Below are 21,321 nucleotides of genomic sequence, written 5' to 3' on the forward strand. Positions count from 1 at the left end.
GAGGGGACGACGGGGGCGCCGCAGGGGGACGTGCCTGCTATTTTTACCAGACGTAATTACGCGATGACGCTACGTCCGAATTTCGGGTCGTCGCTTTCCGGACCGAGGGGTGGTCCGTGTCCCGCGTGCGGCTCCTCGCGGTGCTCCTCACAGGGGCAGCGGGCGCTCCTCGACGACGTGTTTCATCACCAGGGTCGAGCTGAGCCTCTGGACGCCGGGCAGGGTGGCGAGCCGGTCGTCGTAGAGCCGTTGGAAGGCCGGCAGGTCCCGGCTCACCACCCGTACGAGGTAGTCCGGGTCGCCGAAGAGGCGCTCGGCGCGCACCACCTCCGGGATGTCGGCGAGGGCCCCCTCGAAGGCGGCGACGGTGTCGCGGTCCTCCTGGCGCATGGTGACGAACACGAGCGCCTCGAAGGTCAGCCCGACGGTGCCGGCGTCCAGGATCGCCCGGTAGCCGCGGACGGCTCCCGAGCGTTCCAGTTCCCGCAGCCGACGGTGGCAGGGGGACAGGCTCAGGCGCACGCGCGCGGCCAGTTCGGTGACCGTCAGACGGCCGTCCTCCTGGAGCTCGGCAAGGATCTTCCGGTCCACAGCATCCATGGAGGAGATCCTTCCACACAGTTCGGTCCGTGGTCGAAACTTTGGCAACACCTTCGGGCCGAACACGGCTAATCTCCCTCAGGTAGCCCGCACGAGGGGGAGGAAAACGCCGTGGCCACCAGTTCCATCACCGCGTTCTGGGCCGTCTCCGTCCTGCTCATCCTCGTCCCGGGGGCGGACTGGGCCCACACCATCACCGCCGGTCTGCGGGACCGGTCGGTCCTTCCGGCGGTCGGCGGTCTCCTGCTGGGCTACGTGGCACTGACGGGCGTGGTCGCGGCCGGGGTGGCGACCCTCGTGGCGCGGACCCCGGCCGTGCTCACCGCCCTGACCGTGACCGGGGCGCTCTACCTCGTCTGGATCGGAGCCGTGACCCTGGCGCGGCCCGCCGTCCCAGGCGGCGCGACCGAGTCCGGCACCGGGGCCTCACGGGGTGCCGGACTCGTTCGGGGCATCGGCGTCAGCGGGCTCAACCCCAAGGCGCTGCTGCTGTTCATGGCACTGCTGCCGCAGTTCACCGACCCGGCGGACGGCTGGCCCGTGGGTGCCCAGATCGCGATGCTGGGCCTGGTGCACACGGCCAGCTGCGCGGTCGTCTACCTGTGCGTGGGCCTCACGGCGCGTGCGGTGCTGGGCGCCCGGCCCGCCGCGGCGCGTGCGGTCACCCGGGTGTCGGGGGCCGCGATGGTCGTCATCGGTGTCGCCCTGCTGGCCGAACGCCTGGCCCCCTGACCCGTGCCGGTCCGGCGGCACCGGGCGGCGGCTCAGACGGCCAGATCGAGACCTTCCAGCCGCGCCGGGTCGGCCAGCACGTCGATCGCGGTGATCCGCCCGTCGGAGACGGTGAAGGCCATGACCGACAGGGGTCGCCCGTGCACGATCACCACGGCCCCCGCGGCGCCGTTGACCAGGGCCGGACGCGCGAAGGGGGAGAGGGAGCCGAACGTGGCGGCCTGCTCCGCCACCGTGCGGGCCCCGCGGAGGACGACCGTCCGGTCCGGGTGTCCGGCGCCGCCCTCGGAGCGCAGCACGACCTGGGGGTCGAGCACCGCGACGAGCGCGTCGAACTCCCCGTGGCGGGTCGCGGCGAAGAACGCGTCCACGACCTCGCGCTGGAGGGCGGGGTCGGGGTCGGGTGCCGGTGCGTCCTCCCTGGCGCGGCGGCGCGCCCGACTCGCCAACTGCCGGGTGGCGGCGTGCGAACGGTCGAGCAGTGCCGCGATCTCCTCGAAGGGCACGTCGAACATGTCGTGCAGGACGAAGGCCAGCCGTTCGGCGGGCGACATCGTCTCCAGCACCACCATGAGCGCCATCCCCACGGCGTCGGCCAGCAGCGCCTCGTAGGCGGGGTCGCCGCCGTCCGGACGGTCCACGACGGGGTCGGGGACGTGCGTCGGCAAGGGGCCCTCCCGGCGGCGTTCCCGGGAACGCAGGGTGTTCAGGCAGACCCGCGAGACCGCGGTCGTCAGCCATCCGCCGAGGTTGTCCACACTGTCGCCGCCGGTCCGGGCCAGCCGCAGCCAGGTCTCCTGGACGGCGTCGTCGGCCTCACCGAGCGAGCCGAGCAGGCGGTAGGCCACCGCCCGCAGGCGGGTCCGGTGTTCCTCGAACCGCTCGGCCAGTCCGTCGATCCCGTTCACCCGGGTACCTCTCCTCATATTTGTGGCCCACACGTTAGCCGTACGCGCACGGGCGCTGCGGGGCGGGTGCCCCCGTTCCAGCGGCGGAACCGACGGCCGTGCGCCGTTGGTCCGGGTGGCCGGGTTCGCGGGACGGACCGGGGGACGGGTAGGGTCGTGCGCGGCGCGCGCCGACCCCGTGGAGGTCCGCCCCGCCCCATCCCCCTCGTAGGAGACCGCTTCCCGTGAGCCCCACCGCCGCGCGTACCGCGCCCGCCCTGTGGCTGTTGGCACTGCTGTGCGCGCTTTTCGCGGTGACACTCGTGCACGGGGCCGAGGGCGCCTCGACCCACGCCTCCCACGGTCCGGCGCGGCACCACGCGGCGCACGGAAACGCGCCGCACCCGACGCACGGGGCGTCGGGAGCGGTCGGCGACCACGGCGAGGTGGCAGATGCGGGTTGCGCCGCCGTACGGGACCACGCCCACGCCGACTGCCTGAGCACGGCAGCGGCCCCCTTCGCCCTGTTCGCGCCGCTGGTCCTGGCCCTTCCCCAGGCTCCACCGACCCCCACGCGCCCCCTGCGGGCCCACGGCGCCGCCGTCCCGTGGGCGTTCGCGCGCGGTGTACGGCGCCGAAGACGCGTGCCCAGACTCCTCGCCGAGATGTCGGTTCTGCGGGTGTAGATGCCCCTGGGCCACGCACGACGCGCCGCTTCACGCGGCTCGTGCGGGCCCTCGGCATGCCACCTTCGACCGAACGTCATCGGGAGTACGTACACATGAGTCACACGCGTCGCCGCGCCGTGCCCAGGGGCAGCGGGCCGGCCAGATACATCGCGGCCACGGCCTCCGCGGGAACCGCCCTGATCCACCTCGTCATGACACCGGACCACTGGAACGAGTGGATGTTGGCCGGTGTCTTCTTCGTGGCCACCGGTGTGGTCCAGGCGGCGTGGGCCGTCCTCGCGGTGTGGCCCGGCGGCCGGGCGCTGATGGCCCTCGGAACGCTCGTCAACCTGGGGTCCGTCGGTACCTGGGCGGTCAGCCGCGCGGTCGGGGTTCCCTTCGGGCCGCACGCCTGGATCCCCGAGCCGATCGGAGTCACCGACACCGTCGCCGTCGCGCTGGAGCTCGTCGTGGCGGTCTGCGCCCTCTGGGCGATGCTGCGCCGTGGCAGCGGTGCCGAGCCCGGGGCTCCGGTGATCGGCTCCGTCGTGGTCGCCGCCCTGGTGGTGGCGTTCTCCACCGCGGCCGCCGTGAACGGCGCCTCGGGGCACGCCCACGGCACGGACACCCACGCCGACGACGGCCACACGGAGGAGGAGCACGAGGAGGCCGGGACGGACATGACCGCCCCGGCCGACTCCACGGCGGGCGAACCGGGTGGTTCCGCCCAGCCCTCCGCGCCCGCCGAACCCGCGCCCGGGCACGCCGACGACGGCCACGACCACGAGCACTGAGCACACGGGCGCGCCCCGCTCCGGAAGAACGGTCCGGAGCGGGGCGCGGCCGGGGCCGGGGAGGGTGCGGGCCCCGGACTCAGGTGCCCAGGTGCCGACCGTGCTCGGTGGCGAACTCGTCACCGCCGAAGCGGTCCCAGTTGATCGACCAGGACATCAGGCCGCGCAGCCCGGGGTGGGCGGCGGCCGGGGTGTACCCCGAGCACCCCGAACCGGTGGTCAGGCAGTCCCACGCGGACTGGACCTCGGCCACGGAGGTGTGTCCGTTGCCCGCGTACGGTGAGGCGGGCAGACCGATGGCGACCTGCTCGGGGGCCAGCGGCGGGAAGAACTGGGCGGGGTCGCCCTGGACGGGGAAGCCGGTCAGCACCATGTCGGCCATCGCCTGGTGGAAGTCGGCACCTCCCATGAAGTGGTACTGGCCGTCCAGGCCCATGATCGGGCCGGAGTTGTAGTGCTGGACGTGCAGGAGGGTGAGCCGGTCGCGCAGCGCGTGGATGACCGGCAGGTAGGCGCCGGCGCGGGGGTCGGCGCCGCCCCACTGGCCGCGGCCGTAGAACTGGTGGCCCACCTGCACGAAGAAGGTCTCGGGCGCCATGGTGAGGACGAAGTCGGGGCCGTGGCGGTCGGTGAGGTCGCGCAGAGCTCCGATGAGGTTGGTGATCACCGGTGTGGTGGGGGAGCGGAAGTCGGTGTCGCCCTCCTCCAGGTAGAGGGAGTTGCCCTCGAAGTCGATGTCGATGCCGTCGAGTCCGTAGCGGTCGATGATCGCCGAGGCGGACTCGACGAAGGCGGTGCGGGCCTGCGCGGTCTCCAACCGGACCTGGCCGTTCTGGCCGCCGACGGACAGCACGACCTTCGTGCCGCGTGCCTGGGCGTCGGCGATCTGGGCGGTGAACTCCTGCTCCGTGGGGACCTGCGGGCACTCGGTGCGCGGGCACAGGGAGAACTCCAGCTCACCGGAGGTGGGGGAGGTGGGTTCGGCGAAGGCGAGGTGGATGATGTCCCACTGCTCGGGCACGTCGGCCAGGTCCACCCAGCCCGAGCCGTTGGCGAAGCTGGTGTGCAGGTAGCCCGCCAGCACCCGGTCGGGGAGCTGGGCGGCGGCGGTCTCCGTGCTTGCGGAGACGGAGGCGGTGGAGGAGGCGGATGCGGGGGCCGGGGCGAGGGAGGCCGCGAGCAGTGCCGCGGCGAGGGTGGCGAGAAGGCGGGGGGTTCGTCGCACGGGGTCTCCAAGGGTCCGGGCGGGACGGTTGCCCTTCACTGTTAGGAAACTTTCCTAACGGTTTCGCAGACGATAAGTCCCGATCTCCCGCGGTGTCAACGGCTCCGGAGGTGCCCGACCCCCGAGCCTCAGGGACGGTTCGCGCTCAGGTGTGCCCGGGTTCACGCGGCGGCCACCCGCGTCCGAGGCGCACCCCCGCAGGTCGCGGCGGGCGGCTCTCCTGGTACTCATGGGCCCGTCATCGTTCCCCCACACGAGAGGCAGATACCGGATGCGTATCCGGCACCTGGTCCCCGCGGTCGTCGTGGCGATCATCCTGTCCCTCGGCGCGGCACCCGCGTCCGCCGAGGGACAGGGAACCCTGGAGGTGGTGGAGGGCGCCCCCGTCACCTTCGCCTACACCACCACCGCCCCCCACCCCACGAACTGGATCGGTCTCTACCACGCCTCCGGCGGCGGGCCGGAGAACGAGGAGTACGTGTCGCCCTCCCTGGTCTGGGAGTACGCCCCCGGCAGCGCGGGCACCGTCACGCTGCCCGCGGACTCCCTGGCACCCGGCCACTACGTCGTCTACCTCCTCGCCAGGGACGGCTACACCTGGCTGACCGAACCCGTCGACGTGTACCTCCCCTCCGACGCCCCCGTCACCTTCCCCGTCGAGGCGGCCACCCTGCGCAACGCGCGTGTCGCAGACCCCTACGAGGCCGACCTGGGCGGCCTGGCCTCGCGCCCCGACGCCGAGTTCACCAAGGTCGGCGGCGACGCGTGGATCGACGTCGCCATCGACGGGACCCTGTCCGGGACGCCGGACGGATCGGGCGGTTCCACCGCGGAGGTCACCGTCGAGGCGACCGGCCCCGACGGCTCCTCGGCCCGGATCACCGCGACCGTCCCCGTCCGGCCGCGCGGTACGGCACTCGTGCCGGAACTGGACGTGCTCACCTTCAACACCTGGCACGGCGGCAGCCGGGTGAACGGCCACCACGACAAGCAGGTGCGTTTCCTGTTGGAGAGCGGCGCCGACGTCGTCGGCCTCCAGGAGACCGAGGGCGCCGCCGCGGCCCGGCTCGCCGACGCCCTGGGCTGGTACCACTGGCAGAGCGGCGGCAGTCTGGGCGTGCTCAGCCGCTACCCGATCGTCGAGGAGTACGGCACGGCCAACGCCTCGGCCGGGGTACGCGTCGCGCTCGACGGAGAGGAGTCCCAGGTCAACCTGTGGACCGCGCACCTGGGCTACACGCCCTACGGTCCGTACGACGCGTGCTTCGACGGGATGGACGTGGACACGATCCTCCAGCGCGAGGCGGAGTCGGGCCGCACGGGGCAGATCACCGACACCCTGGCGGCCATGGCGGACCAGATCGACCGCGCCGACGACGTTCCCGTACTGCTCGTGGGCGACTTCAACGCGCCCTCCCACCTGGACTGGACCGAGGAGCTGCGGGAGAGGAACTGCGGTTACGCCGATGTGCCCTGGCCGACCTCGGTCCTGCCGACCGAGGCGGGCCTGGTGGATTCCTTCCGCGCGGCCAACCCCGACCCGGTGGCCGTACCGGGGACCACGTGGTCGCCGCTGTACCCGCGGCACAACGGGTCGACCGGCCGCGCCGAGCCGCAGGACCGGATCGACTTCGTGTACCACGCGGGCGACGGACTGAGCGTGCGGGACTCGCGCACGCTCATCGCCGGTGACCCCGCACCGGTGCCCAACCACGCCGACAACGAGTGGACCACCGACCACGCGACGGTGCTGACCACCTACGGGCTGACCGGCTGACGGCCGGTTCCGGTACCCCGCCGGTGCGTGGCGGGCAGCTCCCCGCCACGCACCGGCCCCTCTCAGCCACCCGCGGGGGTGCCGTACCCGCCTCCTCCCGGGGTGCGGATGACCAGCTCGTCACCCGGCTCCATTCGGACCGAGTCACACCCGCGCAGCACCTCGACCTCACCGGACGCCCGGCGGACGGAGTTCTCCCCCAGGGCACCGGGCGACCCGCCCGCCATCCCGTACGGCGGCACCCGACGGTGGCCGGACAGGGTGCTCACGGTCATCGGTTCCCGGAAGCGGAGCCGCCGCAGCGCGCCGTCCCCGCCCCGCCAGGTGCCCGCACCGCCGCTTCCGCGCCGGATCGCGAACTCCTCGACCAGCACCGGGAAGCGCCACTCCAGCACCTCGGGGTCGGTCATGCGGGAGTTGGTCATGTGCGTCTGCACCACGGAGGTCCCGTCGAACCCGTGCCCGGCCCCCGACCCGGAGGAGACGGTCTCGTAGTACTGGCGCCGGTCGTCGCCGAAGGTCACGTTGTTCATCGTTCCCGACCCCTCGGCCTGGACCCCCAGCGCCTGGTACAGCGCCCCGGTGACCGCCTGGGAGGTCTCCACGTTGCCCGCGACGACCGCCGCGGGGTGGACCGGGGAGAGCATCGTGCCCGGCGGGATGACGATCCGCAGCGGGACCAGGCAGCCGTCGTTGAGCGGGATGTCGGCGGCGACCAGGGTGCGGAACACGTACAGCACGGCGGCCGTGGCCACCGACGAGGGGGCGTTGAAGTTGGTGCCGAGCTGTGCCGAGGTGCCGGTGAAGTCGACGACCGCCGACCGCCGCTCCCGGTCCACGTCGATCCGCACCGCGATCACCGCGCCCGCGTCCGTCTCGTAGCGGGCCGCACCGTCGCGCAGGGAGCCGATGACGGTGCGGATCTCCTGCTCGGCGTTGGAGCGCACGTGCCCCATGTAGGCGTGGACCACGTCCCGGCCGAAGTGGTCGATCATCCGGCCGACCTCCTCCACCCCCCTGGCGTTGGCCGCGACCTGCGCCCGCAGGTCGGCCAGGTTCACCTCCGGGGCACGGGAGGGGTACCGGGCTCCGGTGAGCAGGCGGCGCGTCTCCTCCTCACGGAGGCGGCCCCCGCGCACGAGCAGCCAGTTGTCGAAGAGCACCCCCTCCTCGTCCACGTGCCGACTGGCCGCGGGCATCGAACCCGGGGTGATGCCGCCGATCTCGGCGTGGTGCCCGCGCGAGGCCACGAAGAACACCGGGCGGTCGCCCCCGTCACCGAACACCGGGGTCACCACCGTCACGTCGGGCAGGTGTGTGCCTCCGTGGTAGGGGTCGTTGACCGCGTACACGTCGCCCGGCCGCATACCGTCCCCGTTGCGCCGGATGACCTCGCGGATCGTGGCCCCCATCGACCCCAGGTGCACCGGCATGTGCGGGGCGTTGGCCACCAGGTACCCGTCCGGGTCGAACAGGGCGCAGGAGAAGTCGAGCCGCTCCTTGATGTTGACCGACTGCGCGGTGGCCTCCAACCGGGCGCCCATCTGCTCGGCGATCGACATGAAGAGGTTGTTGAACACCTCCAGCAGAACCGGGTCGACGGCGGTGCCGACCGCGCCCTCAACGCGCGCGGCCACCCGCTCCAGGACCAGGTGGCCGGTGCTCCGGGCCACGGCCCGCCACCCCGGATCGACGACGGTGGTGGCGTTGGCCTCGGTGACCACGGCCGGTCCGGTCACCCGTGCGCCCGGACGCAGCCCGTCACGGCGGTACAGGGGCACGTCGCGCCAGGCCCCGGCGGTGTACACGCGCACGGTCTCGTCGGGTGCGGCCTCCGCGCCCGGGGAGCCGTCCGCGCCACCGGGCTCCGTGGCCGGCGCCAGGTCCGACAGGTCGGGCTGGGCGGTGGTGCCCACCGCCTCCACGGCCACGGCCTCCACCACCAGCGGCCGGTCCATCGTGAAGGAGTAGATCCGCCGGTGGTTCCTGGTGAACTCGCGCGCCATCGCCTCGACCCCGGCCAGGGGGACCGGGACGGCGGTGTCGGTGCCCTCGTAGCGCAGGTGCGCCTGACGCGAGATCCGGATCCGGGAGTCCGGTACCCCCTCGTCGAGCAGTTCGGCGCGGGTCCGGTCCGCGAGCTCGTCGGCGATCCCGGCCAACCGGTCCGACACCTCGGGCGCCAGCCGGGCCTCCACCGACTGCTGCCGCATCGCCGTGGTGTCGGCCAGCCCGATGCCCAGGGCGGAGAGCACCCCGGCCATCGGCGGGACGAGTACCGTGCGCACGCCCAGCGCGTCGGCGACCGCGCACGCGTGCTGTCCGCCCGCGCCGCCGAACGTGGTCAGTGCGTACCCGGTGACGTCGTGCCCCTTGCGCACGGAGATCCGTTTGACGGCGTTGGCCATGTTCTCCACGGCGACGCGGAGGAACCCCTCGGCGACCTCCTCGGCGGTGCGGTCGTCACCGGTCTGCTCCCGGATGTCCGCGGCCAGGTCAACGAAGGCCCGCCGCGCCCCGTCGACGTCGATCGGCTGGTCGCCGCCGGGGCCGAACACCGTCGGGAAGTGGCGCGGCTGGATCCGCCCGAGCAGGGCGTTGGCGTCGGTGACCGCCAGGGGGCCGCCGCGGCGGTAGCAGCACGGACCGGGGTCCGCGCCCGCCGAGTCGGGGCCGACCTGGTAGCGACCGCCCGCGAACCGCAGCACCGAGCCGCCGCCCGCCGCGACCGTGTGGATGTCCAGCATCGGCGCGCGCAGCCGCACCCCCGCCACCCGGCTGTGGAAGACCCGCTCCAGTTCGCCCGTACAGTGCGACACGTCGGTGGAGGTGCCCCCCATGTCGAAGCCGATCACCCGGTCGTAGCCCGCCGTCCGCGACAGCCGGGCCATCCCGACGATGCCGCCCGCCGGACCCGACAGGACCGCGTCCTTGCCCCGGAAGTGCCCGGCCTCGGCCAGCCCCCCGTTGGACTGCATGAACATCAGTCGCACACCGCTGAGCCGCCCGGCCACACCGCGCACGTACCGGCGCAGCACCGGCGACAGGTAGGCGTCCACGACCGTGGTGTCACCGCGCGGGACGAGTTTCATCAGCGGGCTGACCTCGCTGGACAGCGACACCTGACCGAACCCCAGCCGCCGCGCGAGCGCACCGATCCGCCGTTCGTGCTCGGGGTACAGGTGGCTGTGCAGGCACACGACGGCCACCGCCCCGACCCCCGAGTCGCGCACCTGCGCCAGCTCCCCGGCCAACCGCTCCAGATCGGGTTCGCGCAGTACCTCGCCCCGGGCGGTGACCCGTTCGTCGACCTCCACGACCCGTTCGTAGAGCCGGTCGGGCAGCACGATGCGGCGGTCGAAGATGCGCGGCCGGTCCTGGTAGCCGATGCGCAGCGCGTCGGCGAACCCGCGCGTGACCACCAGGGCGGTCCGCTCTCCGGTGCGCTCCAGCAGGGCGTTGGTCGCCACGGTGGTGCCCATTCGGATCGCGTCGATCCCGGACACGGCCGCCCCCTCCCGGTCGAGCAGGGCGTGGATGCCCGCCACGGCGGCGTCGTCGTAGCGGTGCGGGTCCTCGGACAGCAGCTTGTGCGTGAGCAGGCGCCCGTCCGGGCGCCGGGCGACGATGTCGGTGAACGTGCCGCCCCGGTCCACCCAGAACTGCCACCCCTCGCCCAGGTCGGCTCCGCCCATGTCGCCTCCTCGATCCGCGCTCCCGGTGGGCGCACCGGGCGCCCCGAACCATCATGACCCGGATGGGACGTTCGGTGACAGGGTGATCACGCTCCTGTGGACGGCCGGGCTCCCGGTCCGCCGGGCGGAACGGGGCGGAGGACGCGCGGCCGGCGGGATCCGTCGGTGGTGACCGCCATGCTGAACGGACACCACCACGACGGGAGGCGGACATGGGTGCCTGGGGTTGCGGTCCCTTCGACAACGACACGGCGATGGACTTCTGGGGTGAGCTCGTCGCAGGCCGGCGGCCGAGCGCTGCCCCCGACCACGGGCGCGAGGGGATCGTGCCCGACCTCACCGGTCTGCGCGGCCCCGCCGACAGAGCCCTCGCCAGGGTCACGTCCGCGCCGTCCGAACTCCAGGACCTGTGGGCCGAGTCCGGCGGTGCCGCCTGGACGGTCGAGGTCGCCCGGCTCCGGGAGACGCTCGGGACGGTCGCGGAGGTGGCGGATCAGGCGTGAGGCGTCACAGCACCCTCTCGAAGCACAGGGAGGAGGCGCAGTCGGCGTAGGCGCCGAACCGGGGGATGGGCGCGTACCCCGAGCGCGTGTAGAAGCGCACCGCGTCGGGCTGCCGGTCGCCCGTCTCCAACCTCAGCCGCTTCCAGCCCCGCTCCCGGGCCCGGTCCTCCAGCGCGGCCAGGACCGTCGCCGCCGCGCCGGAGCCGCGCCGCTCGGGGACGACGTACATGCGCTTGACCTCGCCGGTGCCGTCGCCCAGGTCGCGCAGGCCGCCGCAGCCCACGGCGGTGCCGTCCCCGTCGTAGGCCACGACGAACACCGCGATGTCGTCGGCGGACGGGGGAGTGCCGGGTTCGGAGTCGGGGGTGCCGTACCGCTCGGCGATCTCCGTGCGCTGGAGACCGCGGAGGCGGACGGCGTCGGGGTCGGTCCAGGGGACCTCGTCGGTGCGCATGTGCGCACGTTAACGGCGCCGTGTTACACGCGTGTGTCCCGGTCCAGGAGCCCGACCGGTCAGGCGTCGGGGTCGGTCAGGGCCTCGCGCACCGGGCGGAACTTGGACTCGCTCTCGGCGAGTTCGGCGGCGGGGTCCGAACCGGCGACGATCCCGCAGCCGGCGAACAGGCGGGCGCGCCGGCCCTCCACCCGGGCCGAGCGCAGCGCGATGCCCCACTCGGCGTTGCCCGCGCCGTCCAACCAGCCGACGGGGCCGGCGTAGCCGCCCCGGTCCATCCCCTCGACCTCGGCGATCAGACGCATCGCCGCCGCCGTGGGGGTACCCCCGACGGCGGCGGTGGGGTGCAGCGCGGCGACCGCGTCCAGCGCCGACACCCCGGAGGCGAGACGGGCGTGTGCGCGGGTGGCCAGGTGCTGGACGTTGGCGAGCGCGAGCAGCTGGGGGGAGGAGGGCACGGAGAGTTCCCGCACCAGGGGCTCCAGGGCGGTGCGCAGGGAGTCCACGGCCAGGGCGTGTTCCTCCACGTCCTTGGCCGAGGCGCGGAGTTCCTCGGCCAGGCGGCGGTCCTCGACGGCGTCGCGTCCGCGCGGCCTGGTCCCGGCCAGGACCAGGGAGGAGAGCCGGTCGCCCTCGCGGCGCAGCAGGAGTTCGGGGGTGGCGCCGACCATGCCGTCGACGGAGAAGGTGAAGCAGCTCGGGTAGCGCAGGCGGAGGCGTTCCAGGAGGGTGCGCACGTCGACGGGGGACTCCGCCTCGGCGACGAGGTCGCGCGCCAGGACCGCCTTGTCGAGCTCCCCGGAGCGGATCCGGGCGACGGTGTCCGCGACGGTGTCCATCCACTCCCGCCCGGTCAGGGAACCGGGGTGCCAGTGCAGGGGGCCGACCGGACGCGGGTCGGCGGCGGCGGAGGAGGGCCGGACGTCGGGCGCCGTGCCCGGTCGGTCGGTCACGGTGGTCACCCACGCGCGCCCGTCGCGTCTGCCGACCAGGACCCGGGGCACCACGAGCGCGGAGCCGCCGGAGGTGGGCGCGAAGGTGAACGTGCCGAAGGAGACCAGGCCGGTGCCGGGCAGGCCGACCGCGTCCTCCACCTCGGCGTTCCCGACCAGGTCGGCGAACCAGCGCGCGGCCCGGCCGAAGCGGCCGGTGTCGGTGGGTTCGGTGCCCAGGGGGGAGCCCCCGATGTCCAGGCGTGCCGCCGATCCCCAGCCCACGACGCCGTCCTCACCGGTCAGCCAGGCCAGGGGGGCCTCGGCGGGCAGGCGGTGGACGAGGCTTCCGCCACCGTCCTCCAGGGGCGCGGTGCGGACGAACAGTTTCGTGGGACTCAGGGCGGCGTTCACGGGGACCGAGTCTAGGACCTCGTGTGAAGCCCCGCATCGCGGGTTCCTCCCGGCTCCGCGGGGCTCGGAGCGGCCGGGGCCGGGAGGGGACGGAGGCCCCGGATTCCGACGGAACGTGCCTTTGTCCACAGCTTGGTGGAATCGTGTCCGAACCTTGACGATCTCCTTTAGCCTGTTGTGCGGCGTGCCACCAGGGAGGCGGCACGCGAACCGGTTCGGGGAGTGTGGGCATGGGGGCACGGGCTGCGGCACCGCGTCGGATGGCGCGCTGGTCGGCGGCGGTCGTGGCGGCCGCCGCCCTGGTGTCGGGGTGCTCGGCGTCCGGGGACACCGTCGACGCGGCGGGGCGGGACGGGGCCGTTCCCCCCTCGGGCCCCTCGCCCTCGGACACCGGGCCCTCCGCAGCCGCGTCCGCGGGTGCCGACGGGACCGCACCCGGAGCCGCGTCGCCGTCGGCGTCCGCGGTGCCCGTCGAGTGCCCGTCCGACGACCGCGGGCGCCGGATGCGCGGCGCCTGGCTCACCACCGTGCGCAACATCGACTGGCCCTCCGAACCCGGCCTGTCCGCGGACGAACAGCGCGAGGAGCTGGACGCCTACCTCGACGACGCCGCGGAGCTGGGGCTCAACGCCGTGTTCCTGCACGTGCGGCCCACCGCGGACGCGGTCTACGCGTCCGATCTGGAGCCGTGGGCGCGCTACCTCACCGGTGAGCAGGGCGGCGACCCCGGCTACGACCCGCTGGAGTACGCGGTGGCCGGGGCCCACGAGCGGGGTCTGGAGCTGCACGCCTGGTTCAACCCCTACCGTGTGGGGTTCCTCGACCCGGACCTGGAGAACCTGGCCGAGGGCCACCCGGCCGGGGAGAACCCGGAGTGGGTGGTCGAGCACGGGGACGAGGCCTACCTCGACCCCGGCGAACCGGAGGTCCGCGCCTGGGTCACCGGCGTCGTGCTGGACGTGGTGGAGCGCTACGACGTCGACGGCGTGCACTTCGACGACTACTTCTACCCCTATCCGAAGGAGGGCGAGGTCTTCGACGACGACGCCACCTGGGAGGAGTACGGCGGCGACTTCGAGGACCGGGCCGACTGGCGCCGCGACAACGTCGACCGGCTCGTCGCCGACGTCCACGCGGGTATCGACGACCTCAAGCCCTGGGTGAGCTTCGGCATCTCCCCGTTCGGGATCTGGCGCAACAGCGACAGCGACCCCGCCGGGTCGGACACCTCGGGCCTGGAGTCCTACTCGGCCCAGTACGCCGACACCCGCGCCTGGATCCGGGAGGGTTCGGTCGACTACGTCGCCCCCCAGCTGTACTGGGGCCGGGGGTTCGACGCCGCCGACTACGAGACCCTGGCCCGGTGGTGGGCGGACGAGGTCGAGGGCACCGGCGTGGACCTGTACGTCGGACAGGCCGCCTACCGGGTGGGTGAGCGGGGCTGGCGCGGCGAGGACGCGCTGAGCACCCAGCTCGACTTCTCCGGTGGGCTCCCGCAGGTCGGCGGGGACATCTACTTCTCCATCAGAAGCCTGCGGGAGAACGCCGCCGAGGCCTACGCGAACCTCGCCCGGACCCACTACGGCCGTCCCGCCCTCCCACCCGGCACGGCTCCGGAGGGACAGGGCCCGCTGACCGGCCGGGTCGGGGGCGTCACCGCCCGGGCCGACGGCGACCGGGTCGACGTGGCGTGGGACCCGGTCGGGGAGGCCCGGTTCTACGCCGTGTACAGAGTGGATTCCCCGAGCTCCCCGCAGGCCGGGGACCCCGAGGGGTGCCTGACCCTGTCGCCGGACGACCTCGTGGGGGTCACCGGCGGGACCGGGCTGACCGACACGGCGCCGTCGCGGGACGGCGCGGGGTACGCGGTCACCGCCCTGGACGTCTTCCGGACCGAGGGGCCGGTCAGCGAGATCGCCGGCGTACGGAGGTAGGACGGCGGACCGGGCGGTCGCCCGCGCCTGGGCCCCGAGCCTCCGGGCTCCGCCACCGCGCCGGTGTCGATCCGAAAGCGTGGCGCGCCTCGGCGAGCGCCGCCCGCCGCGGCCTCCGCCAGAGGGGACCGTCGTCCGGTTCCAGCACGCGCGGTTCGGGCATGCCCCGATCCCGCCCGCCCGGTGGGGGCGGCGCACCGGGCGGGCCGGGGACTCCACGGGGCTCCCTCAGAGGAGCTGGATGGCGAGGGCCCCGGTGAGGAGGAGGACCAGGCCGGTGATCCGCGCCGGGGTCAACGGGCGCCGGGGGAGGCGGAACAGGCCGAACTGGTCGATCGCGGCCGAGGTGAGCTGCTGGCCGCTGACGGTGAGGGCGACGGTCACGGCGGTGCCGATCACGGGGATGAGCAGGAAGGTGCCGGTGACGTAGCCGACGGCGCAGGCGGCGCCCAGCCAGCCCCACCACGGCATGCGGCGCAGCGGAGCCGTTTGGGGCCGGGGGGTGCGCCGCGCGGCGAGCAGCACCAGCAGCACCGCGGCGATGGCCAGCGTGGCCACGGTGAAACTGACCGAGGCCACGGCCAGGGGCTCGTCCAGGACCTCGCGCAACCGGGCGTTGACCGCGCCCTGCACCGGCAGGACCCCGCCCGCGGCCAGTCCGAGCAGCGGCCAGCCCAGGCGGCCGGGGGAGCGGCGCCGCTCGTTCCCGGTGGCGACGGCCGCGCCCCCGCCGCCCGTCGCGGCCGGTACCGGTGCGGGAGCGGTGGAGCGGCTCTGGGACCGCACGACCACGACGATCCCGACGAGCACGGCCAGGCCGCCCACCGCCATGCCCGCGGACAGCGGCTGCCGCCCGATGCCCAGGGCACCGGTCAGGTCCAGGGCGACGGAGGCGAACATCTGCCCCGACACGAACAGGCCGACGGTGGTGACCGCGCCCAGTCGCGGGATGAGCAGGATGCCGCTGGTGATGTAGAAGGGGCTGGCCAGGCCGCCCAGCAACTGCCACCACCGGGCGTCCGCCACGCGGGAGAGGTCGGTGACCGTGCCCGCGGCCAGGCCCAGGACCAGGAGCAGTCCGGTGGCCAGGGCGAGTTGGAGGGTCGACGCGCCGTAGGGGCTGCCGACGGCCCTGTTGAGCTGCTGGTTCACCGATGCCTGGACCGCCAGCAGGCAGCCGATCAGCAGTGCCGCCGCGAGTGGCGCGATGTGCATGGCTCTCCTCGAAGAAGAAACGGACACGATGTCCGTTTGATGGTCATGGATAGCATGCAAACGGACACTGTGTCCACATACCTTCGGGATGCCGTACGATCGGTGGCATGGAAGACGGCGACGCCCCCCTCGTGCACCAGGTCACCGCGCGTCCCCGCGGGGAACCCCGCCCTGACGGAGCCCCGGACGGGAGCGGCCGGCCGCGCGAGCGCGCCGACGCCGCGCGCAACCGCTCACGCATCCTGGCCGCGGCCGAACGCCTCTTCGCCGGGACCGATCCCCGGAGCGTGACCATGGGGGACATCGCGCGGGAGGCCGGTGTCGGCCGCGCCACCCTCTACCGCCGCTATCCGGACACCGGGTCGGTGGCGGTCGCCCTGCTCGACGAGCACGAGCGCCGCCTCCAGGGCGAGATCATGTACGGGCCGCCGCCGCTCGGCCCCGGTGCCGCGCCCGCCGAGCGCCTGGCCGCCTTCTACACCGCCGCCCTCGACCTGCTGGACCGCCACCTGCCGCTCGTGCTCGGTGCCGAGACCGGCCGCAGGCGGTTCGCCACCGGCGCCTACGCCTTCTGGCGGGCACACGTGGGCGCACTGCTCGCCCAGGTGCCCGGGGCCGACCGCGAGGCGCTGGCCGACCAGCTCCTCGCACCGCTGGACCCCGACCTCTTCGCCCACCAGCGCGACACCGCGGGGATGAGCGTCGAACGCATGGCGCGGGCGCTGGGGTGGACGGCGCGCCGTGTGCTGGGGTGAGCCGGTGGGCCCGGCCGGTGCCGCCGGGAGCCGCGCGGCTCAGCCGGCCGGAGCGGGAACGACGACGACGGGCCGGTCGGTGAGTTCCAGAACGTGCCTGGACTCCGGTCCGATGTAGGGCTCACCCGGGCCCCTGCGGTCCGAGCGCCCGAGCAGGATGAGGTCGGCCGACCACGCGCGCGCCTCGGCCAGGATGTGCCGTGCCGGTTCACCCTCCCTCAGCAGGAGGCGGACCGGCACCCCCTCCTGCCGGGCCAGGGCCTCCACGTGGCGCAGGACCGCGTCGCCGGACGCCCGGAGGCGTTCCGCGGCGCTCGCCCGCCTCCACTCCGCAGCGGCCCGGCCCGCGGACGCATCCGGTCCGCGGTCCTCCACGACATGGACGGCGAACAGTTCGGCGCCCGCGTCGGCGGCGAACCCGATCGCCAGACGGGCCGCCGCGAGGGCCGCGGGCGAGTCGTCGACCGCCACCAGGAGGCGCCCGATCACGCCTGGCCGCCTTCGTGCACCCGTGCCCCGGCCCATCTCCGTCGCACCCCTTCCTCACGTTCCTCCTCGACCAGGGCCAGTTCGACGCGCGCCAACTCCCGCCGCAGCGCGGGGATCCAGTGGCGGCGCAGCGCCCGTGTGCGGACCCGGGTGACCTCGACCTCGCTCTCGACCACCCGCAGCGCGGCCTCGGCGACGGCGCACCGCACGGCCGCGTCCACGGCGTCCCGATGGCTCTCCCACGCGTGGTGCAGCGCCGATGCGCCGATCACGGAATCCGGGCCCGGCCCGGGAAGCGAGCAGTCGGCCCGGTACGGATAGCGCACACCCATCACACTCCTGTAGGACACGGCGACCGCGGCGGTCCCGGTGCCGGTGGCCAGGTCCAGCGCACGCTGACCGCCGGTCATCGACGCGCGCACCGACCAGGTCCGCGCCCGCGCGCACGCCTCCTCCCAGTCCCTCCCGCCCTCCTCGGCGATCTGGCGCAGCCGCCGCCGCTCGCCGAGCAGGAGGCGCAGCTTCCTCTCCAGCAGGTCGGAGCCCCGTTCGGCCAGGGCGAGCCGGTCGCGCAACCAGAGGCGGCCCGACCGGCCGGGGGGCGTGCGGATCCGGACCACGCGCCTACCTCCCCGCGCCCTCGGCCCGGGCCTCCCGGGCGTCCAGGAACGTCTCGGGAATCATGGTCAGCTCCCTCCTGGGCAGCCCCAGCACCACCCGCCAGGCGCGTTCCAGCGTCTCGGCCAGGTCGCGTGCCTCGTCCCCCCGCTGGTTGACCAGGTCCCGTTCGAAGGCGTCGGCGAGTTCGAGGTAGTAGCGGTCGGTCCGGCTCAGCGCGGACACCCCGATCAGGTCGGCCAGGTCGCGTACGTGGCGGGCCCTGGACAGGGCGGCGACCAGTTGTGCCGCCAGCGGCAGGTGGTCCTCGCGCGTCCGGTCCGGCCCGGCGCCCCGGCGCATCAGCCGGGACAGGGAGTCCAGGGGGTCGACCGGTGGGTAGATCCCCCGGGCGTGCACCTCCCGGGACAGCACGACCTGTCCCTCGGTGATGTACCCGGTCAGGTCGGGAACCGGATGGGTCATGTCGCCCCCGGGCATGGTCAGGACGGGTACGACGGTCACCGATCCGGGGCGCCCCCGGATCCGGCCGCACCGTTCGTACAGGGAGGCGAGGTCGCTGTACAGGTAGCCGGGGTAGGCGCGTCGCGCGGGAACCTCCCCGCGCACGGCGGACACCTCGCGCAGCGCCTCGGCGTAGGCGGTCATGTCGGTCAGGACGACCAGCACGTGTCTGCCGCCCTCGAAGGCGAGGTCCTCGGCGACGGTGAGCGCCAGGCGGGGGGTGAGGAAGCGTTCGATCACCGGCGCGTCCGCGGTGTTGAGCAGCATCACCAGCTCCCCCTGGGCGCCCCGTTCGTCCAGGGCGTCCCGCGCGAACGCCGCGTCGGCGTGGGTGAGCCCCATGCCGGCGAACACCACGCTGAAGGGCGCGCCGCCGACATGGGCCTGGGCCGCGATCTGGGTCGCCAGGGCGAGGTGCGGCAGGCCGGGGAGCGAGAACACCGGGAGCTTCTGGCCGCGCACGAGCGTGGTCAGCCCGTCGACGGCGGAGACACCGGTCAGGACCGGTTCGGCAGGGGATTCCCTGTGGACGGGGTTGAGCGGACTGCCCTCGACGGGCCGCGTCCGCCTCCCGGTCACCGGCGGGCCCCCGTCGACCGGTTCGCCCCGACCGTCGCCGACCCGGCCCAGCCACCCGGGGCCGACGGGGACGTGCAGGGGGCGACCGGTGAACCGCACCCGTGTGGCGCCGGGATCCATGCCCTGTGTGCCCTCCAACACCTGTACGACCGCGCGGTCGCCGTCGACGTCCAGCACCAGGCCGTGCCGGACGTCCCCTCCGGCGAGGGCGACGAGCACGAACTCGTCCCAGCCCACCCCCTCGACGCCCTCCACCGCCATCAGCGGACCGCGGAGTTCCCCGATCCCGGTGTAGTCGACCCACCCGGCCACGCTCACGAGAGCCTCCCGATCCTGGCGATCACCGCGTCCCGCTCCCGCGCGACGGCGGAGGGGTCGTCGGGGCCGGACCGCTCACGGGCGCGGACCAGCGGCCCGAAGTCGACCTCCTCGACCAGGGACGCGGGTATCCCCGAGTCGACGGCCTCCCGACACCGGTCGACCACCGTGAGGACGGCCTCGACCAGGGCCTTCGCCTTGTCGCGACCGCAGAACGCGTCGTTGGCCGACAGCGCGTTCTGCTGGAGCACCGACTCGCGCAGCAGCCTGCCGCCGAGCACGACCACGCGTTCCAGCCCGGGCAGGGCTCCGGCACCCACGAGTTCGGTCAACGCGGACAAGCGGTCCGCCTCGGCCAGCAGACCGACGGCCCGCCCCCGCCGTTCGCCCCACCCGGGGTCACCGGTCCGCGCGTGGAAGGCGCCGACCTCGTCGGTGTCACGGGAGAAGGACCGGGCCCAGGACACCGCCGGATAGTGCCGGGCGTAGGCGAGGTCCCGGTCCAGGGTCCACGAACAGCGCACGAACCGCTCGGTCTGCGCGGTGACCGGTTCGGTCAGGTCCCCTCCCGGGGGCGAGACCGCCCCGATCACGGTGACCGATCCGCCCCGGCCGCCGAGGGTGTCCACCGCCCCCGCGCGTTCGTAGAAGGCGGCCAGAGCCGAGGCCAGGCTCGCCGGATAGCCCTCCTCGGCGGGCAGCTCCCCGGTGCGGCTGGCGAACTCGCGCAGAGCCTCGGCCCAGCGTGAGGTCGAATCGGCGATCACGACCGCCCGGTACCCCATGTCGCGGAAGAACTCGGCCACGGTGACCCCCGCGTACACGCTCGCCTCCCTGGCCATCATCGGCATGTTGGAGGTGTTGGCGATGACCACGGTCCGGTCCGCCAGCCGCCCGCCGGTACGGGGGTCGGCCAGCTCGAACAGCTCGGTGACGGTCTCGGCCATCTCGTTCCCGCGCTCACCGCAGCCGACGTAGACGATGACGTCGGCGTCGCACCACTTGGCCGTCTGCTGGAGCAGTACCGTCTTGCCCGTGCCGAAGCCGCCGGGCACCATGGCCGTGCCGCCGAGCAGAACCGGGAAGAGGACGTCCAGGACACGCTGCCCGGTGTGCAGCGGCTCCCGCGACCCCCGCCTGCGCCGGAACGGACGCGCCCGCCGGATCGGCCAGTCCTGGGCCATCGCCACGGCCGAGCCGCCGACCGCCGCCACCGCGGCCGCCGCCGTGAGGGGACCCGCGTCCGCGACGGAGCCGACGTTCCCGCCGCGCCCCGGCGGCACGGTCACCCTGTACTCCAGGGGGCCGTCGACGGCCACGGTGCCCAACACGTCCCCCGCCGTCACCGAGTCGCCGACCCGAACACCCGGCCGGAACTCCCAGCGGCGCTCCGGGGGCCGTTCACGGGAGCCCGGTGTGAGCCACGTCCCCGCCCCGGACAGGGGTCTGAGCAACCCGTCGAAGACACCGCCCAGCAGCCACGGCCCCAGCCGGGCCGACAGCGGCCGGCCCCCGGGGACCACGGGCTGGCCGGGGCCGAGCCCGCCGGTGTACTCGTAGGCCTGGACGGTCAGGCGCCGGTCGCGGATGGCCACGACCTCGCCCGGGATACCGGCCGATCCGAGAAAGACCAGTTCGTTCATCGCCACGGTCGCGGCCGTCTCGGCCTCGACGAGCGGCCCCGCCACACGGAGGATGACCCCGGTGCCGCTCACGGTGCCCACATCTCCTCGGCCCCGCCCCGGTCGTCCTCCACCACGCGCGAGGCGACGGCCGCCAGTGTCAGGTCGAGGCGGCGGTTCCCGTTCCGGGCGACGATCCCGCCCTCCGGGGCCTCCTCGACCCGCGCGTCGGCGCCGAGCAGGTCACGGGCCCGCGCCGTCAGCGCCGCACGCAGATCCGGGTACCCCGGTTCCTCACGGAGCCGCAGTACGGCGGCGGTGACACGGTCCCGCCACTCCTCACGGATGCCGCTGCGCGCCTCCAGGACCGTGGTGAGGGCCCGGCGCCGGGCCCCGGCCGTCACGGCGGCGCGCGCGGCCCCGCCCTCGGACTCACCGCGCTCCCGCGCGCGGTCCAGGAGTTCGCGTGCCCGTGCCTCGGCCGCCTCGACCGTCCGCCGCGCCTCCTCCTCGCCCTCGGAGCGGATCCGGTCCGCCTCCGCACGGGCCCGGCGCGACAACTCCTCGCACACCGGACCGAGCGCCCTTCGCGCATCCGTCACCCAC

19 protein-coding genes are annotated in these 21,321 nt (G+C 74.2%); 7 read left to right on the forward strand and 12 right to left on the reverse strand.

The features are described 5' to 3' along the window. Positions 1 to 147 precede the first annotated feature (147 nt). Entirely contained in the window at positions 148 to 600 is a 453-nt protein-coding gene (locus ACTVAJ_RS21670) for an Lrp/AsnC family transcriptional regulator (protein WP_470390052.1), read from the reverse strand. Between the two features lie 111 nt (positions 601 to 711). Between ACTVAJ_RS21670 and ACTVAJ_RS21675 the strand changes: the two genes are divergently transcribed. Then, positions 712 to 1,332 carry a LysE family translocator gene (locus ACTVAJ_RS21675; RefSeq protein ID WP_470390053.1) on the forward strand — a complete coding sequence of 207 codons (621 nt, stop codon included), beginning with the start codon at positions 712 to 714 and terminating at the stop codon, positions 1,330 to 1,332. Positions 1,333 to 1,364: 32 nt separating this feature from the next. On the opposite strand, the gene ACTVAJ_RS21680 is transcribed toward ACTVAJ_RS21675, so the two are convergent. Further along, positions 1,365 to 2,240, reverse strand: a complete 876-nt coding sequence (locus ACTVAJ_RS21680) for a sigma-70 family RNA polymerase sigma factor (protein ID WP_470390054.1) — start codon at positions 2,238 to 2,240, stop codon at positions 1,365 to 1,367. Positions 2,241 to 2,464: 224 nt separating this feature from the next. Here ACTVAJ_RS21680 and ACTVAJ_RS21685 point away from each other — a divergent pair, with 224 nt between their 5' ends. Both ACTVAJ_RS21685 and ACTVAJ_RS21690 read left to right on the forward strand, forming a co-directional pair. After that, positions 2,465 to 2,905: a hypothetical protein gene (locus ACTVAJ_RS21685; protein WP_470390055.1), complete on the forward strand. Its 441-nt coding sequence runs from the start codon at positions 2,465 to 2,467 to the stop codon at positions 2,903 to 2,905. Between the two features lie 95 nt (positions 2,906 to 3,000). After that, positions 3,001 to 3,681 (forward strand): hypothetical protein, encoded by a 681-nt coding sequence (locus tag ACTVAJ_RS21690; RefSeq protein ID WP_470390056.1) that lies wholly within the window; start codon positions 3,001 to 3,003, stop codon positions 3,679 to 3,681. Positions 3,682 to 3,760: 79 nt separating this feature from the next. On the opposite strand, the gene ACTVAJ_RS21695 is transcribed toward ACTVAJ_RS21690, so the two are convergent. Then, positions 3,761 to 4,906 carry a chitinase gene (locus tag ACTVAJ_RS21695; protein WP_470390057.1) on the reverse strand — a complete coding sequence of 382 codons (1,146 nt, stop codon included), beginning with the start codon at positions 4,904 to 4,906 and terminating at the stop codon, positions 3,761 to 3,763. A gap of 271 nt (positions 4,907 to 5,177) precedes the next feature. On the opposite strand from ACTVAJ_RS21695, the gene ACTVAJ_RS21700 reads away from it, so the two are divergent. Then, a complete protein-coding gene (locus ACTVAJ_RS21700; RefSeq protein WP_470390058.1) occupies positions 5,178 to 6,683 on the forward strand; it encodes an endonuclease/exonuclease/phosphatase family protein in 1,506 nt (501 codons plus the stop codon). 62 nt (positions 6,684 to 6,745) lie between these two features. Here the strand turns inward: ACTVAJ_RS21700 and ACTVAJ_RS21705 are convergent, their stop codons facing one another. Beyond that, the gene (locus ACTVAJ_RS21705) at positions 6,746 to 10,378 is read right to left on the reverse strand and encodes a hydantoinase B/oxoprolinase family protein (RefSeq protein ID WP_470390059.1); all 3,633 of its coding nucleotides are present in this window, start codon (positions 10,376 to 10,378) and stop codon (positions 6,746 to 6,748) included. Between the two features lie 212 nt (positions 10,379 to 10,590). Between ACTVAJ_RS21705 and ACTVAJ_RS21710 the strand changes: the two genes are divergently transcribed. Beyond that, entirely contained in the window at positions 10,591 to 10,881 is a 291-nt protein-coding gene (locus tag ACTVAJ_RS21710) for a DUF4259 domain-containing protein (RefSeq protein ID WP_470390060.1), read from the forward strand. A gap of 4 nt (positions 10,882 to 10,885) precedes the next feature. Here the strand turns inward: ACTVAJ_RS21710 and ACTVAJ_RS21715 are convergent, their stop codons facing one another. Beyond that, positions 10,886 to 11,335, reverse strand: coding sequence for a GNAT family N-acetyltransferase (locus tag ACTVAJ_RS21715; RefSeq protein WP_470390061.1), 450 nt, complete (start codon positions 11,333 to 11,335; stop codon positions 10,886 to 10,888). Between the two features lie 59 nt (positions 11,336 to 11,394). Continuing rightward, positions 11,395 to 12,681: an isochorismate synthase gene (locus ACTVAJ_RS21720; RefSeq protein ID WP_470390062.1), complete on the reverse strand. Its 1,287-nt coding sequence runs from the start codon at positions 12,679 to 12,681 to the stop codon at positions 11,395 to 11,397. 230 nt (positions 12,682 to 12,911) lie between these two features. Between ACTVAJ_RS21720 and ACTVAJ_RS21725 the strand changes: the two genes are divergently transcribed. Then, positions 12,912 to 14,615, forward strand: coding sequence for a glycoside hydrolase family 10-like protein (locus ACTVAJ_RS21725; protein WP_470390063.1), 1,704 nt, complete (start codon positions 12,912 to 12,914; stop codon positions 14,613 to 14,615). A 228-nt stretch (positions 14,616 to 14,843) separates the two neighbouring features. Here the strand turns inward: ACTVAJ_RS21725 and ACTVAJ_RS21730 are convergent, their stop codons facing one another. Next, entirely contained in the window at positions 14,844 to 15,830 is a 987-nt protein-coding gene (locus ACTVAJ_RS21730) for a DMT family transporter (protein WP_470390064.1), read from the reverse strand. A gap of 107 nt (positions 15,831 to 15,937) precedes the next feature. Between ACTVAJ_RS21730 and ACTVAJ_RS21735 the strand changes: the two genes are divergently transcribed. Beyond that, on the forward strand, positions 15,938 to 16,585 hold the full coding sequence (locus tag ACTVAJ_RS21735) for a TetR/AcrR family transcriptional regulator (protein WP_470390065.1): 648 nt from the start codon (positions 15,938 to 15,940) through the stop codon (positions 16,583 to 16,585). Between the two features lie 39 nt (positions 16,586 to 16,624). Here the strand turns inward: ACTVAJ_RS21735 and ACTVAJ_RS21740 are convergent, their stop codons facing one another. From ACTVAJ_RS21740 to ACTVAJ_RS21760, 5 genes are read right to left on the reverse strand one after another with little or no spacing between them, the layout of a single operon-like run. Then, complete coding sequence (locus tag ACTVAJ_RS21740; RefSeq protein ID WP_470390066.1) at positions 16,625 to 17,074, reverse strand: universal stress protein; 450 nt, start codon at positions 17,072 to 17,074, stop codon at positions 16,625 to 16,627. Next, positions 17,071 to 17,694 carry a V-type ATP synthase subunit D gene (locus ACTVAJ_RS21745; protein WP_470390067.1) on the reverse strand — a complete coding sequence of 208 codons (624 nt, stop codon included), beginning with the start codon at positions 17,692 to 17,694 and terminating at the stop codon, positions 17,071 to 17,073. The genes ACTVAJ_RS21740 and ACTVAJ_RS21745 overlap by 4 nt, the downstream gene beginning before the upstream one ends. Before the next feature lie 4 nt (positions 17,695 to 17,698). After that, positions 17,699 to 19,093, reverse strand: a complete 1,395-nt coding sequence (locus tag ACTVAJ_RS21750; RefSeq protein ID WP_470390068.1) for a V-type ATP synthase subunit B — start codon at positions 19,091 to 19,093, stop codon at positions 17,699 to 17,701. After that, entirely contained in the window at positions 19,090 to 20,808 is a 1,719-nt protein-coding gene (locus ACTVAJ_RS21755) for a V-type ATP synthase subunit A (protein WP_470390069.1), read from the reverse strand. The genes ACTVAJ_RS21750 and ACTVAJ_RS21755 overlap by 4 nt, the downstream gene beginning before the upstream one ends. Continuing rightward, complete coding sequence (locus ACTVAJ_RS21760; RefSeq protein ID WP_470390070.1) at positions 20,805 to 21,317, reverse strand: V-type ATP synthase subunit E family protein; 513 nt, start codon at positions 21,315 to 21,317, stop codon at positions 20,805 to 20,807. Before ACTVAJ_RS21760 ends, ACTVAJ_RS21755 begins: the two co-directional genes overlap by 4 nt. Positions 21,318 to 21,321: the final 4 nt, after the last annotated feature.

The organism is Nocardiopsis sp. KDC1DS13DA1 (genome assembly GCF_055632325.1).

What these genes read in the sequence shown, in the direction of transcription:
- ACTVAJ_RS21705 (WP_470390059.1), bottom strand. Translation starts at nt 10,378, where the DNA reads ATGGGCGGAGCCGACCTGGGCGAGGGGTGGCAGTTCTGGGTGGACCGG.
- ACTVAJ_RS21700 (WP_470390058.1), top strand. Translation starts at nt 5,178, where the DNA reads ATGCGTATCCGGCACCTGGTCCCCGCGGTCGTCGTGGCGATCATCCTG.
- ACTVAJ_RS21730 (WP_470390064.1), bottom strand. Translation starts at nt 15,830, where the DNA reads ATGCACATCGCGCCACTCGCGGCGGCACTGCTGATCGGCTGCCTGCTG.
- ACTVAJ_RS21670 (WP_470390052.1), bottom strand. Translation starts at nt 600, where the DNA reads ATGGATGCTGTGGACCGGAAGATCCTTGCCGAGCTCCAGGAGGACGGC.
- ACTVAJ_RS21725 (WP_470390063.1), top strand. Translation starts at nt 12,912, where the DNA reads ATGGGGGCACGGGCTGCGGCACCGCGTCGGATGGCGCGCTGGTCGGCG.
- ACTVAJ_RS21690 (WP_470390056.1), top strand. Translation starts at nt 3,001, where the DNA reads ATGAGTCACACGCGTCGCCGCGCCGTGCCCAGGGGCAGCGGGCCGGCC.
- ACTVAJ_RS21715 (WP_470390061.1), bottom strand. Translation starts at nt 11,335, where the DNA reads ATGCGCACCGACGAGGTCCCCTGGACCGACCCCGACGCCGTCCGCCTC.
- ACTVAJ_RS21735 (WP_470390065.1), top strand. Translation starts at nt 15,938, where the DNA reads ATGGAAGACGGCGACGCCCCCCTCGTGCACCAGGTCACCGCGCGTCCC.
- ACTVAJ_RS21710 (WP_470390060.1), top strand. Translation starts at nt 10,591, where the DNA reads ATGGGTGCCTGGGGTTGCGGTCCCTTCGACAACGACACGGCGATGGAC.